The following is an 11902-nucleotide window of genomic DNA, read 5'->3' as shown; positions in this document are numbered from 1 at the left end:
GGTCGTTTGCCCACCGAGGACAGACTAACAACCTTGACGCTCGAGTGCCTACCTAGTGCCACAATGTCGAGCGATCTGGGGCGACAATCACCGCAGTCATCACAAACCGGATACTCAGAGCTTCTCGAGTGGGGCGAACTTCAGTGCCAGTCTCTTGAGACCAGCCGACCCGAAGTCGACGTCAGCCTTGGCATTGTCACCTTCACCAGAAGTGGCTTTGACCGTCCCAAGCCCGAAAGACGAATGCAGCACCTTGTCTCCCACCGACAGCGTCAAGACCTTGCTCTTGGGAGCACTCGCCGGTCCACGTCCAGAGCCAAAGACAGGGGCGCCACCGTGCAAGGCCCCACGTGCCGACTGTGCGCGACTACTCGCAGCACTCGACCATCCCACCGACGCCTGCCCCAGCCTTTCCCACTCAATGAGATCCTCGGGAATCTCGTCGACAAAGCGGCTGGGCGGGTTGTACTGGGCTTGACCCCACATGGTTCGCACCGTTGCCCGAGACAAGAACAGCTGTTTGCGAGCACGCGTGATCCCCACGTAGGCCAGCCGCCTCTCTTCTGCCAGCTCGGTGGCATTCGCCAAAGACCTCATATGGGGGAAGATCCCATCCTCAAATCCAGTGATGAATACGGTGTCGAACTCCAACCCCTTGGCGGTATGCAAAGTCATGAGGGTGACGACCCCCTCGGAGCCGGTCGGCAACTGGTCAGAATCAGCGACCAAGGCAATTTGTTCCAAGAAGGCCGGCAAAGAGTCATCAGCCTCAAAATCTTCGACGTTTCCTTCCCCGGCTGCCTCAAGGTCGACGGCGTGGACCCGCGCCACGAATTCCTGGGCCACTGAAACCAACTCGACAAGGTTCTCCAACCTCGTCTCATCCTGAGGGTCTTTGGAGTTCTCAAGCTCAGCGATATAACCGGATTCCTTGAGAATGGAGCCGGCGATCTCGTCAGCCCGCTTGCCTTGGCTGACCATTGCGATGTGGTCTTTCATCAAGCTGACAAAAGCCCGGATTTGGTTGACTGACCTTGTCGCAAGGCCGTCGATCTCGTCAATTCGTGTCAGCGCCTCCCAGAAACTAATCCGCCGTGCGGTGGCGAACAATTCGACAGCAGCCTCAGCTCGCGCTCCAATACCACGACGCGGGGTATTAAGAACACGTCGCAGTGAAACGTCGTCGGATGGGTTGGCGATGGCACGCAGATAGCTAACGGCGTCGCGTACCTCCTTGCGCTCGTAAAATCTCACACCCCCGACGACCCGGTATGGCAGACCCGTGCGGATAAAAACGTCTTCGAAAGCTCGCGACTGGGCATTGGTGCGATAGAACACCGCTACCTGTCCGTAACTGGTACGTCCCTCATCCACGAGTTCGTCAATACGTTGCGCAACCCAAGCGGCTTCGTCATGTTCGGTGTCAGCGACATATCCGACGATTTTATCGCCGTCGCCTTGGTCGGTCCACAGATTCTTCGCAGGACGATTCGAGTTGACCTTAATGAGATTGTTTGCGGCGGTAAGAATCGTCTGCGTCGATCGATAATTCTGCTCCAACAGAATCGTCCGCGCTCCAGGGAAATCCTTTTCAAAGTCAAGGATGTTCCGAATAGTCGCTCCTCGGAAAGCGTAAATGGACTGGTCCGAGTCACCGACAACCATCAGCTCGGGGGGATCGACTCTGCGCACCCCATCGACCACCTGCACTGGATCATTACCACACAGCTCGCGAATGAACTGATACTGAGCGGTGTTCGTGTCCTGGTACTCGTCAACGAGAACATGACGGAAACGGCGTCGATACTGCTCTCGCACGTCGGGGAACTGGCGCAGCAGCGTCACGGTACACATAATGAGGTCGTCAAAGTCCAGCGCATTCGCAGCACGGAGCCGACGCTGGTATTCGACGTACACCTCAGCATTCGTCCGATCGTTTCCGCTGCTAGCCTTCTCGAGAGCCTGTTTAGGAGAGACAAGCTCGTTCTTCTGGCTCGAGATCCAGTTCATAATCGTCCGTGGCTGGAACTTCTTCGGGTCCAGATTCTGATCGCGAGTCACCAGAGTGATGAGCCGTTTCGCGTCGGTATCATCATAAATGGAGAAATTGCGCGAAATATCAAGGCGATCAATGTCGGTCCGCAACATTCGGACGGCAGCGGAATGGAAGGTCGACACCCACATTGGCTTGGCGCGATTACCTACCAGATCGACGACTCGTGCCTTCATCTCCGCCGCAGCCTTGTTGGTAAAGGTGATGGCCAGAATCGAACCAGGATGGACCCCACGCTCCCCTACCAGGTGGGCGATACGGCGAGTCAGAACGCGAGTCTTACCTGATCCTGCCCCGGCCACCACGAGGACCGGCGTGCCCGCATGGAGCACAGCCTCACGTTGGGGCTCATTGAGATCACCCAGCAGATCGGCAGACGAGGCCCTTCCCCCAGTCGTCGGGGCACGAGTCGGCAAGACTCCCGGTTCAACCGGGTGGCGCCTGCCATTGTCGAAGAACGAAAACAAATCCGGTGTCGTCATGGCAGCTCACAGCCTACCGGCCCGCCAGGACCGTCTACAGATCGCTCAGCCCACCGCCTGTTCACGGTGTGATACCGACGCTCACACTTTGACAGATTCGGACGAATAGCCGTAGGTTCAAAGAAAGCTTGGCCCGATCAGGGTCATCACCGGATTCAGGAGCACTGCTATGACTGCGGCCTTCAGCCACACCGTCGACGCCGACCTTCGCGCGGTCTCGATGATGATGTGCTGCTCGTGCTGCCCGCGAATGCTCGGCACCTGCTGACGACGGACTCATTCCGTCGGCAGGACTCCTACCCCCTCTTTTCGTACTGGCTCTTACCAGCTGTTCATGCCAGCGGCTGGTCTGTGCGCACATCTGCTAACCCATAGGGGTCAGACCCGCACAGAGCTACCTGCCATTTCCGATCTTCCAGACATATTCAGGAGACCAACCATGAGTGCATCTACCCCCGCGAGCCATGAAGCTCTTCCCGAAAAGCCCGGAGGCCACCACACCGGCCTCATCGTCGCCGTCGTCATCGTTGTGCTGGCCATCATTGCCGGCATCATCTTCGCGGTGACCAAGAACAACGGCGACGACTCCGCAGCTGGCACTAAGACTGTCAAGATCGGCACCACCGAGGCTGGCAGCGACTACTGGAACGTCGTCAAGAAAAAGGCCTCGGCCCAGGGAATTAACGTCGAGGTCGTCAGTTTCAACGACTACACGCAGCCCAACGTTGCTCTTTCTCAAGGCCAGGTCGACCTCAACGTCTTCCAGCACCTGTTCTTCCTGGCTGACTACAACGTCAAGAACAACGACAACCTGACCTCGATCTCTGCGACCTACATCGTGCCGCTGAATATCTACTCCAAGAAGTACCAGGAAGTCTCCCAGCTTCCTGCCGGGGCAACCGTCGCCATTCCTAACGACGCCACCAACCAGGGCCGTGCTCTTCTGGTGCTGCAAAAGGCGGGCCTGCTCAAGCTGCGTGACGGCGGTTCTCCCCTGTCAACCCCTGCCGACGTCATCGCCGACCAGTCGAAGGTGAAGGTCAAGCCCATTGATGCCGCTCAGACGGCGACCTCCCTGGGCGGTGTCGATGCAGCGGTTGTCAACAACGGATACGCCTCTGATGCCGGCTTGGACGCCAACACCGCCTTTTTCAAGGACGACGCCAGTGGCCAGTCAGCCGACCCTTACATCAACGTCATCGCTGTTAAGCCCGAAAACAGGAACAACGAGACTTTCAAAAAGGTCGCCAAGCTGTGGTCCGACCCTGAGGTCAAGAAGGCGATCATCGCGCAGTATGGCAGCAGTACCAAAATCGTCACTGACCGTCCTCAGGCTGATCTCGACAAGATCCTGAGCGATCTGACCACCGAGATCAAGAACTCCGATTCCTGATCCTTACCCATTTTCCAGCGAGGCTCTTCATGGCAACAGACGTCGCGCCGTCCTCGGCGCCGCAGTGTCCCGATCACATCGTCTTCGAACACGTCACCAAGGACTTCCAGACCCGTACCGGACCGGTGCGAGCCTTGGACGACGTGAGTCTGGCGATTAAGAGAGGTTCCATCTCAGCTGTCATCGGACACTCCGGCGCCGGGAAATCCACCCTGGTTCGCCTCATCAATGGGTTGGAATCCCCCACCAGCGGACGAGTACTGGTCGACGGCACCGACGTCTCCCAACTCTCCGACAAACAAATGCGCCCACTGCGGGCCGACATCGGGATGATCTTCCAGCAGTTCAATCTGTTTGGGTCGCGGACCATCTACGACAATGTCGCCTACCCGCTCAAGCTGGCTCGCTGGAAGAAGGCTCAGGAGAAGGAGCGCGTCGCCGAACTGTTGAGCTTCGTCGGGCTGACGAGCAAGGTCTGGGATCACCCGGACCAGCTTTCGGGCGGGCAGAAACAGCGGGTCGGAATTGCCCGGGCGCTGGCCACCAAACCATCAATCCTGCTCGCTGACGAGTCCACCTCGGCCCTCGATCCGGAGACGACGGCCGACGTCCTCTCGTTACTCAAACGGGTTAACGAGGTTCTCGGGGTAACGGTCGTCGTCATCACCCACGAGATGGAGGTCGTCCGCTCCATTGCCCAACAGGTTTCGGTGCTCGAGGCCGGCCACCTGGTCGAGACCGGAAGCGCGCGCAGTGTGTTCGCGCATCCGCAATCCGAGACCACCCAGCGCTTTCTGTCGACGATCATTGGTCAACACCCCAGTGGCGAGGAAGAGGCTAGGCTGCGCTCGGAGAACCCGGGCGCTCGCCTGGTCGACGTCAGCTCAGTTTCCAGTGAGGCTTTCGGCGACGCGCTGGCTCGCATTGGTGCCACCGGGGCAACTTTCCGGATTGTCCACGGCGGGGTCATCGAGGTTCATGGCGGCTCGTTGGGCAATTACACCGTGGCGTTATCGGGCCTGGACGAAGCCGTTGAGGCGTCTGCCAAGATCCTGGCTGACGCCTCCCACACGGCTGCCACCGCTACCACCAGCCAGGAGGACCGCTCATGAATGAGTACCTGCGTCCGATTTATCTCCAGGCGATCTGGGAAACCCTCTTCATGGCCCTGATTACCCTCGTGATCGGTGGCATTTGCGGACTGGTGCTGGGCATTCTGCTCTACGCCACTCGACGGGGTGGATTGCTCGCCAACAAAGTCGTCCACACCGTCCTCAACGTGATCGTCAACATCATTCGGCCGATTCCGTTCATCATCTTCATGACGGCGATTGCGCCGCTGACTCTCAAAGTCATCGGGACGACGATCGGTGTTCGTGCGGCTACCTTCCCACTGTGCATTGCAGCCAGCTTCGCGATCTCCCGAATCGTTGAGCAGAATCTCGTTACCGTCGATCCTGGCGTCATCGAGGCAGCACGTGCCATGGGTGCAGGCCCGTGGCGAATCCTTTTTGACGTCGTGGCTCGCGAGGCGCTCGGCCCGCTGATTCTGGGCTACACCTACATTCTCATCGCGATCGTCGACATGACGGCCATCGCCGGTGCTCTCGGTGGCGGCGGTCTCGGCCAGTTCGCCATCACCTACGGTTACCAGCGTTACAACTGGACGGTGACAGCGGTTGCCGTCGTGACGATCATCATCGTCGTGCAGCTCGCTCAGTTCCTAGGTAACTGGTTGGCACGTCGGGCACTACGCCGGTGAGCGCTCTCGATGGCACGCCTCGCTACCAGGCGAAGTCGCTATGACACACCCACCCGACCCACGCCTCCCGAACCGTTGACGCTGACTGCCCCGCAGGCGACGTCCATAATGCCGGTACGCTGAACACATGACTCGGGCCCCTCACCATAAAGTCAATCTCCGCCGCGCCCTGCACTGGGCAGCAGGTGGAACGGTTGCCGCCCAAATAGCCACGATGACAGCACTCGTCGCTTTCAACGGCATCAAGAGACGGGGCCGCCGACCTTACCGCTTTCCTACCGCGCCAGTCGAACCCCTCACGGTCGGCGAGCACCAGGTCGAGATCTTCACCTTCGGACGCGACCTCTATACCGCGATGCTCGCTGACATCGAGGCGGCCCAGCACACCGTCTACCTGGAAACCTTCATCTGGAAGAACGACGAAGTAGGACGTCAATTCCGTCAGGCTCTGGTCGACGCCGCCGACCGTGGAGTTGAGGTCTACGCGATGTGGGACACCTTCGCCAACCTCGTCGTGGATCCGCGCTTCTTCCGGGAACTGCATGGTGTTCATGTTCGCGCCCAACCACTCGTCACCCCCTCGTGGGTGCCGACCCTGCGCAACATGGGTCGCGACCATCGCAAGCTCCTTGTCGTCGACTCCACCGTCGCCTACATCGGCGGGTACAACATTGGTTCGTTGTATGCCGACCGGTGGCGCGACACCCATGCCCGCATTACCGGCCCGGCTGTCGGTGAACTCGAGAATGTCTTCGTCGATATGTGGAATCAACGGCCCAAAGGAGCACTGCCTTCCCGACGCAATCAGCCGGTACTTCCCTCCCCTGAGGTGCGCTACTGGGACACCCCTTTCGCCGTACATCGCAACTCACCACGGATGGCCGTCTACCCGATTCGCAATATGTACCTGGAAGCCATCGACCGCGCCAGCGAGCGAATCTGGATGACCCAGGGCTACCTCATCCCGGACGATGACGTCGTTGCCGCCCTCCACCAAGCGACCTCCCGTGGAGTCGACGTGCGTATCGTCATCCCAGCTGAGTCGAACCATGTCATCGCAGACTGGCTGAGCCGGGGCTACTACGACCGGCTCCTTCACCAGGGAGTAAGGCTGTTCCTCTATCAGGGAGCGATGGTTCACGCCAAGACCTGCACCATTGACGGCATTTGGTCGACCATCGGGACGGCCAACCTCGACCGGCTATCCCTGCAGGGCAACTACGAGGTCAACATTGCCATTACTGATCCCACTGTCGCTAAGCGAATGGCTGAAATATTTGAGATCGATATGGCCAACTGCGTGGAACTTACCCTTGATGAATGGCAGTCCCGATCCAACGTCGCGAAATTCACCGAGGCGCTGTTGTCACCGTGGCGGCCATTCTTCTGAGATTTCGTCGCCAGCGTAACATGACGTATCACCTAGTCAAAAGACTGTTGACGTCAGTAACACGGTTACCTTTCGGCCCATTTTTGGCCATCGTCCATGGTCGTCGCTGGACGTTTTGACTCCACGTCAAGGACACTAGAGCCATGGGATTCTTTGCATGGATTATTCTCGGACTCATCGCTGGCGCAATCGCCAAGGCCATCATGCCGGGTAAGCAGGGCGGCGGAATCTTCGTCACCCTCATCCTCGGTGTTGTGGGCGCGGTGCTTGGCGGCTGGCTTGGGTCCTTCATATTCAACAAGCCGCTGGGCGACTTCTGGAATCTGTGGACCTGGCTCGTCTCGATCGTCGGTGCCCTCATCGTGCTGTGGATCTGGGGTGCCATCACCAAGAAGAAGAACAAGCAGTGACGAACTGACCCTGAACCCCCACCTCAGCGAGGTCTCGTCATCCGACGGGGCCTCGCTGCATAATCACTGCATAAAACTGCATAAAGCGGCGTCACTGCACACCAACACCTCACTGTATGCAGACGCGTACCCTCGCAATGCATATGGCACCATGGATACACGCCACTAGTCAGGAGGACCGACCTATGGCAACCAAGATCACCCGGCCCAAGGAGGGCCGCATTCTCGGCGGAGTCTGCCAAGGCATTGCCAAGGCTTTCGATCTGGATCCGACCATTGTCCGCATGGTTGCGGCAGTTTTAGTTCTCTTTGCCGGTTCAGGGCCGCTCATCTACCTCGTGTTGTGGTTGATTATCCCCGATGAGGGCAGCGGCGCGAGTCTGGCTGGAGATCTTGCCCAGAAGGCGCGAAAGAAGCAGGAAATGCGTCGCTCAAGCCATGACTCCACGACAGCACCACATCGTCCCGACGAACCCTTCGACCCCTACCGGGAAGACTGACCTTCACCCAGGTTGACCTGCACACAGGTTGACCTGCACACAAGGCCCGCACTGATCGGTGCGGGCCTTGTGACATCAAAGGCTCATCACTCCCACTCGATGGTGGCCGGCGGCTTCGACGTGATGTCGAGCACAACCCGGTTGATCTGCGGACAAGCGTTGGTAATCCTGGTCGAGATCTTCTCAAGCACGTCATAGGGAATACGCGCCCAATCGGCAGTCATAGCGTCTTCACTAGTCACCGGGCGCAGCACGATCGGAGAACCGTAGGTACGTCCGTCTCCCTGCACACCCACCGAGTGAACGTCACCAAGCAAGACCACCGGGCACTGCCAGACCTTGCGGTCCAGACCAGCCGCACTCATCTCCTCGCGTGTGATGGCGTCGGCAGTACGCAGCACCTCAAGGCGCTCCTTGGTCACCTCACCGATGACGCGGATACCCAATCCCGGACCCGGGAAGGGCTGGCGCCACACGATGTCCTCAGGCAGGCCCAGCTCAAGGCCAACCGCCCGCACCTCGTCCTTGAAGAGAGTGCGCAGCGGCTCAACCAGGCTGAACTGCAGGTCGTCCGGCAGACCACCGACGTTGTGATGACTCTTGATGTTGGCAGCTCCGTCGCCGCCGCCAGACTCAACAACGTCAGGATAGAGGGTCCCCTGCACCAGAAAGTCGATCGTCTGATCGGCGTTGAGTCGCTTGGCAACGTCCTCGAAGGTGCGAATGAACTCCCGCCCGATGATCTTGCGTTTGGCTTCCGGGTCGGTGACACCAGCCAGAGCGTCCAGGAAGCGTTGGGACTCGTCTGCCACCACCAGATCGGCACCAGTAGCCTCAACGAAGTCGTGCTTGACCTGCTCGGCCTCTCCTTGCCTCAGCAGGCCGTGATCGACGAAGACGCAGGTGAGCTGATCGCCTACGGCGCGCTGTACCAGAGCGGCAGCGACCGCAGAGTCAACCCCACCAGACAGTCCGCAAATAACCCGCCGGTCACCAACCTGACCACGAATCTGAGCGATCTGGTCGCCGACAATCGAGCTGGAATCCCAATCCGGTCGGCAGCTGGCGATGTCGAAAAGGAAGTGCTCCAGAACCGTCTGGCCAGATTCGGAGTGCTGCACCTCCGGGTGCCACTGCACACCGACGAGTTTGCGCTCCACGTCCTCGAAAGCAGCCACGGGGGCACCGGCGGTGCGAGCCAGGGTCGAGAATCCCTCCGGGGCGCGCGACACCGAATCTCCGTGGCTCATCCACACACTGATGGTATGAGGAATGCGAGAAAGAAGCTGTCCCGAAGAGCTGATACACAGACTGGTGCGTCCGTATTCAGAGGTTCCGGTGTGGGAGACCTGCCCGCCGAGGGCTTGGGCCATAGCTTGAAAGCCGTAACAGATACCCATCACCGGTACACCTGCATTGAACAGGGCCGGGTCAACGCTCGGTGCCCCATCCACATATACCGAAGCCGGGCCACCAGAAAGGATGATCGCAGCAGGTTCCTTGGCAAGCATGTCGCGCACTGACATGGTGTGCGGGACGATTTCGGAATATACGTTCGCCTCGCGGACTCGGCGCGCAATGAGCTGGGCGTACTGCGCCCCGAAGTCGACCACCAGAACGACGTCGTGGAGTTGTTCCATGAGGCCGAGTCTATGGCCTACCGCCCCGTATCGCGCCACTCGTCCGGTTCCACACTGTGCGATCGTCCTTGCATGAGTATCGGAATGTTGTTAGATGGCTAGGAACCGAAGCCCAGGTCATCCGCTCGCGGGTGTGGACTCGATACAGTTTTATCCACCGGTACTCTGCAGCAGAACTGAGGTTGGCCATGACGACACCGACGACGGCACTCCTCCAGACTCTCAAACGATGGAAAGAACGCGCCATGGAGGATCTCGACGCCGCCATGCGTGAAGACCCCGCCGCCACGTCAAAACTCATGGTCGCTATTGCCTACCAAGGTGTCCACGCCATCTGGGCACACCGTGTGGCTCATGCCATCTGGGTGAAATACCCGGCGCTGCGACCCCTGGCCCGTCTGCTGTCTCAGTTCTCCCGCCATATCACCGGAATCGAGATCCATCCGGGAGCGACCATCGGGCGTCGGTTCTTCATCGACCACGGCATGGGGGTCGTCATCGGAGAGACGGCGGTCGTCGGCGACGACGTGCTGATGTACCACCAGGTCACCCTTGGTGGTCGTGCCCGCGGACATTTCAAGCGTCACCCCACGATTGGCAATCGCGTCCTCATTGGTGCCGGTGCCAAGATCATCGGTGACATCACGGTTGGCGACGACTGCAAGATCGGTGCCAACGCCCTGGTCATCAAGGACGTCGCCCCCGGAACGGTCGTCGTCGGTATCCCGTCGAAAGTTCACCAAGGCGACGTCATCGCCTAATTAGTCCTCAGGGGCCTCAGCACTGGACGTCTCCGTCGCCGACGTATCAGCAGAACCCGACTTGTCAGCAATGGCCTCATGGTGACGCACCACTTCGGCGACGATGAAGGTGATGACCTTCTGGGCGAACTCGGGATCGAGGTTCGATTCGATGGCAAGCTGACGCAAGCGCGCGATCTGCTCGGCTTCCCGTGCCGGATCGGCCGGTGGCAGGCCGCGCTCGGCCTTCAGACGGCCCACTTGACGGGTGATCCGGAACCTCTCGGCAAGTAAATGGATGAGGGCGGCGTCCATGTTGTCGATCGCGCCGCGCAACGCGATCAATTCTTCGGGAAGTTCGCTCATGCCCGCAGGCTAGCCACCCATCCCCCTCACCATGGCGATGTCCTGCCTAATGGGACGATCAGCGAATCGTCAACTCGATACGCTGGAACTCCTTGACCTCCGAATACCCGGTGGTGGCCATAGCTTGACGCAGACCGCCAACAAGGTTCATCGTGCCATCCGGGACTCGAGATGGGCCATTGAGCACTTCGGCGAGGGTCCCCACCGGCTCAAAATGCACCCGGTTACCGCGCGGCAGGTCAGCGTGCCATGCCTCCGCACCCCAATGCCATCCCTTGCCAGGGGCCTCGGTAGCCCGAGCCAGCGGAGATCCGACCATCACGGCGTCTGCACCGCACGCGATGGCTTTGGCGATATCGCCGGAACATCCCACTGAGCCGTCAGCGATGACATGGACATAGCGTCCGCCCGATTCATCCATGTAATCCCGGCGCGCCTCGGCGACGTCAGCAATCGCCGACGCCATCGACACCTCGATTCCGAGCACCTGCCGAGTGGTGTGAGCCGCTCCCCCACCGAAGCCGACGAGCACGCCAGCGGCGCCGGTCCGCATGAGGTGCAAGGCCGTCTGGTAGGTCGCACACCCGCCGACGATGACGGGGACGTCAAGTTCGTAAATGAACTTGCGCAGGTCGAGGACGTCATCCCTGCTGCTGACGTGTTCAGCCGACACCGTCGTGCCACGAATGACGAAGAAATCGGCACCGGTGTTGACGACGGTTTCAGAGAATCGGGATGCGTTCTTCGGGGACAGGGACCCGGCCACCGGCACCCCGGCGGCCCGGATCTCGGCCATTCGCGCGGTGATGAGCTCGGCCTTGATCGGCTCCGAGTAGATCTCCTGCATACGGCGAGTGGTAGCGACATCGTCGCCCATCCCGGCGAGCTCCTCCAAATACGGGGTGGGGTCCTCGTAGCGGGTCCATAGCCCTTCAAGGTTGAGCACGCCGAGACCGCCCAGACGCCCAAACTCAATAGCCGTTGCCGGACTCATCACCGAGTCCATCGGGGCCGCCATGATGGGGAAATCGAAGGTGAGTGCGTCGATACGCCACTCCAGGTTCACCATCTCGGTGTCGCGAGTGCGTCGGGAAGGGATAAGAGCGATGTCGTCCAAGCTGTAGGCCCGGCTGGCACGCTTGCTGCGTCCGATGTCGTACATGATT

Annotated in this window: 12 protein-coding genes; 7 read left to right on the top strand and 5 right to left on the bottom strand. The window is 59.8% G+C overall.

Translation table 11 applies throughout. The annotated features are described in order from the left end of the window. Window positions 1–114 precede the first annotated feature (114 nt). Window positions 115–2535, bottom strand: a complete 2421-nt coding sequence (gene pcrA / locus Q4B98_RS09170) for a DNA helicase PcrA (RefSeq protein ID WP_303196933.1) — start codon at window positions 2533–2535, stop codon at window positions 115–117. A 61-nt stretch (window positions 2536–2596) separates the two neighbouring features. Beyond that, window positions 2597–2815, bottom strand: a complete 219-nt coding sequence (locus Q4B98_RS10625; protein WP_368492338.1) for a hypothetical protein — start codon at window positions 2813–2815, stop codon at window positions 2597–2599. A 159-nt stretch (window positions 2816–2974) separates the two neighbouring features. Between Q4B98_RS10625 and Q4B98_RS09165 the strand changes: the two genes are divergently transcribed. The 6 genes from Q4B98_RS09165 to Q4B98_RS09140 all read left to right on the top strand — a co-directional run bounded on the left by Q4B98_RS09165 (window position 2975) and on the right by Q4B98_RS09140 (window position 7990). Beyond that, window positions 2975–3928, top strand: a complete 954-nt coding sequence (locus Q4B98_RS09165; RefSeq protein WP_303196932.1) for a MetQ/NlpA family ABC transporter substrate-binding protein — start codon at window positions 2975–2977, stop codon at window positions 3926–3928. A 29-nt stretch (window positions 3929–3957) separates the two neighbouring features. Next, on the top strand, window positions 3958–5040 hold the full coding sequence (locus tag Q4B98_RS09160; protein ID WP_303196930.1) for a methionine ABC transporter ATP-binding protein: 1083 nt from the start codon (window positions 3958–3960) through the stop codon (window positions 5038–5040). Beyond that, window positions 5037–5690, top strand: a complete 654-nt coding sequence (locus Q4B98_RS09155) for a methionine ABC transporter permease (protein ID WP_303196928.1) — start codon at window positions 5037–5039, stop codon at window positions 5688–5690. The genes Q4B98_RS09160 and Q4B98_RS09155 overlap by 4 nt, the downstream gene beginning before the upstream one ends. A 127-nt stretch (window positions 5691–5817) precedes the next feature. Then, window positions 5818–7080 (top strand): phosphatidylserine/phosphatidylglycerophosphate/cardiolipin synthase family protein, encoded by a 1263-nt coding sequence (locus Q4B98_RS09150; RefSeq protein ID WP_303196926.1) that lies wholly within the window; start codon window positions 5818–5820, stop codon window positions 7078–7080. A gap of 143 nt (window positions 7081–7223) precedes the next feature. Next, window positions 7224–7490, top strand: a complete 267-nt coding sequence (locus Q4B98_RS09145) for a GlsB/YeaQ/YmgE family stress response membrane protein (protein WP_303196924.1) — start codon at window positions 7224–7226, stop codon at window positions 7488–7490. Window positions 7491–7675: 185 nt separating this feature from the next. Continuing rightward, window positions 7676–7990 carry a PspC domain-containing protein gene (locus Q4B98_RS09140; protein WP_303196923.1) on the top strand — a complete coding sequence of 105 codons (315 nt, stop codon included), beginning with the start codon at window positions 7676–7678 and terminating at the stop codon, window positions 7988–7990. Between the two features lie 86 nt (window positions 7991–8076). Here the strand turns inward: Q4B98_RS09140 and guaA are convergent, their stop codons facing one another. Then, window positions 8077–9630, bottom strand: a complete 1554-nt coding sequence (gene guaA / locus Q4B98_RS09135) for a glutamine-hydrolyzing GMP synthase (protein ID WP_303196922.1) — start codon at window positions 9628–9630, stop codon at window positions 8077–8079. A gap of 188 nt (window positions 9631–9818) precedes the next feature. On the opposite strand from guaA, the gene cysE reads away from it, so the two are divergent. Then, window positions 9819–10391 (top strand): serine O-acetyltransferase, encoded by a 573-nt coding sequence (cysE, locus tag Q4B98_RS09130; protein ID WP_303196920.1) that lies wholly within the window; start codon window positions 9819–9821, stop codon window positions 10389–10391. Here the strand turns inward: cysE and Q4B98_RS09125 are convergent, their stop codons facing one another. Together Q4B98_RS09125 and Q4B98_RS09120 are read right to left on the bottom strand one after the other, a co-directional pair. After that, window positions 10392–10736 (bottom strand): chorismate mutase, encoded by a 345-nt coding sequence (locus Q4B98_RS09125; protein ID WP_303196918.1) that lies wholly within the window; start codon window positions 10734–10736, stop codon window positions 10392–10394. It abuts the gene before it with no gap. A gap of 58 nt (window positions 10737–10794) precedes the next feature. Beyond that, window positions 10795–11898 carry a GuaB3 family IMP dehydrogenase-related protein gene (locus Q4B98_RS09120; RefSeq protein WP_303196916.1) on the bottom strand — a complete coding sequence of 368 codons (1104 nt, stop codon included), beginning with the start codon at window positions 11896–11898 and terminating at the stop codon, window positions 10795–10797. Between the last annotated feature and the right edge of the window lie 4 nt (window positions 11899–11902).

The organism is Cutibacterium sp. (assembly GCF_030525615.1).
In the GTDB taxonomy this organism is placed as follows: Bacteria; Actinomycetota; Actinomycetes; order Propionibacteriales; family Propionibacteriaceae; genus Cutibacterium.
The sequence above is the reverse complement of the archived record's forward strand: the minus strand, read 5'-3'. Positions and strand labels throughout refer to the sequence as shown.

What these genes read in the sequence shown, in the direction of transcription:
- pcrA (WP_303196933.1), bottom strand. Translation starts at nt 2,535, where the DNA reads ATGACGACACCGGATTTGTTTTCGTTCTTCGACAATGGCAGGCGCCAC.
- Q4B98_RS10625 (WP_368492338.1), bottom strand. Translation starts at nt 2,815, where the DNA reads ATGAGTCCGTCGTCAGCAGGTGCCGAGCATTCGCGGGCAGCACGAGCA.
- Q4B98_RS09165 (WP_303196932.1), top strand. Translation starts at nt 2,975, where the DNA reads ATGAGTGCATCTACCCCCGCGAGCCATGAAGCTCTTCCCGAAAAGCCC.
- Q4B98_RS09160 (WP_303196930.1), top strand. Translation starts at nt 3,958, where the DNA reads ATGGCAACAGACGTCGCGCCGTCCTCGGCGCCGCAGTGTCCCGATCAC.
- Q4B98_RS09155 (WP_303196928.1), top strand. Translation starts at nt 5,037, where the DNA reads ATGAATGAGTACCTGCGTCCGATTTATCTCCAGGCGATCTGGGAAACC.
- Q4B98_RS09150 (WP_303196926.1), top strand. Translation starts at nt 5,818, where the DNA reads ATGACTCGGGCCCCTCACCATAAAGTCAATCTCCGCCGCGCCCTGCAC.
- Q4B98_RS09145 (WP_303196924.1), top strand. Translation starts at nt 7,224, where the DNA reads ATGGGATTCTTTGCATGGATTATTCTCGGACTCATCGCTGGCGCAATC.
- Q4B98_RS09140 (WP_303196923.1), top strand. Translation starts at nt 7,676, where the DNA reads ATGGCAACCAAGATCACCCGGCCCAAGGAGGGCCGCATTCTCGGCGGA.
- guaA (WP_303196922.1), bottom strand. Translation starts at nt 9,630, where the DNA reads ATGGAACAACTCCACGACGTCGTTCTGGTGGTCGACTTCGGGGCGCAG.
- cysE (WP_303196920.1), top strand. Translation starts at nt 9,819, where the DNA reads ATGACGACACCGACGACGGCACTCCTCCAGACTCTCAAACGATGGAAA.
- Q4B98_RS09125 (WP_303196918.1), bottom strand. Translation starts at nt 10,736, where the DNA reads ATGAGCGAACTTCCCGAAGAATTGATCGCGTTGCGCGGCGCGATCGAC.
- Q4B98_RS09120 (WP_303196916.1), bottom strand. Translation starts at nt 11,898, where the DNA reads ATGTACGACATCGGACGCAGCAAGCGTGCCAGCCGGGCCTACAGCTTG.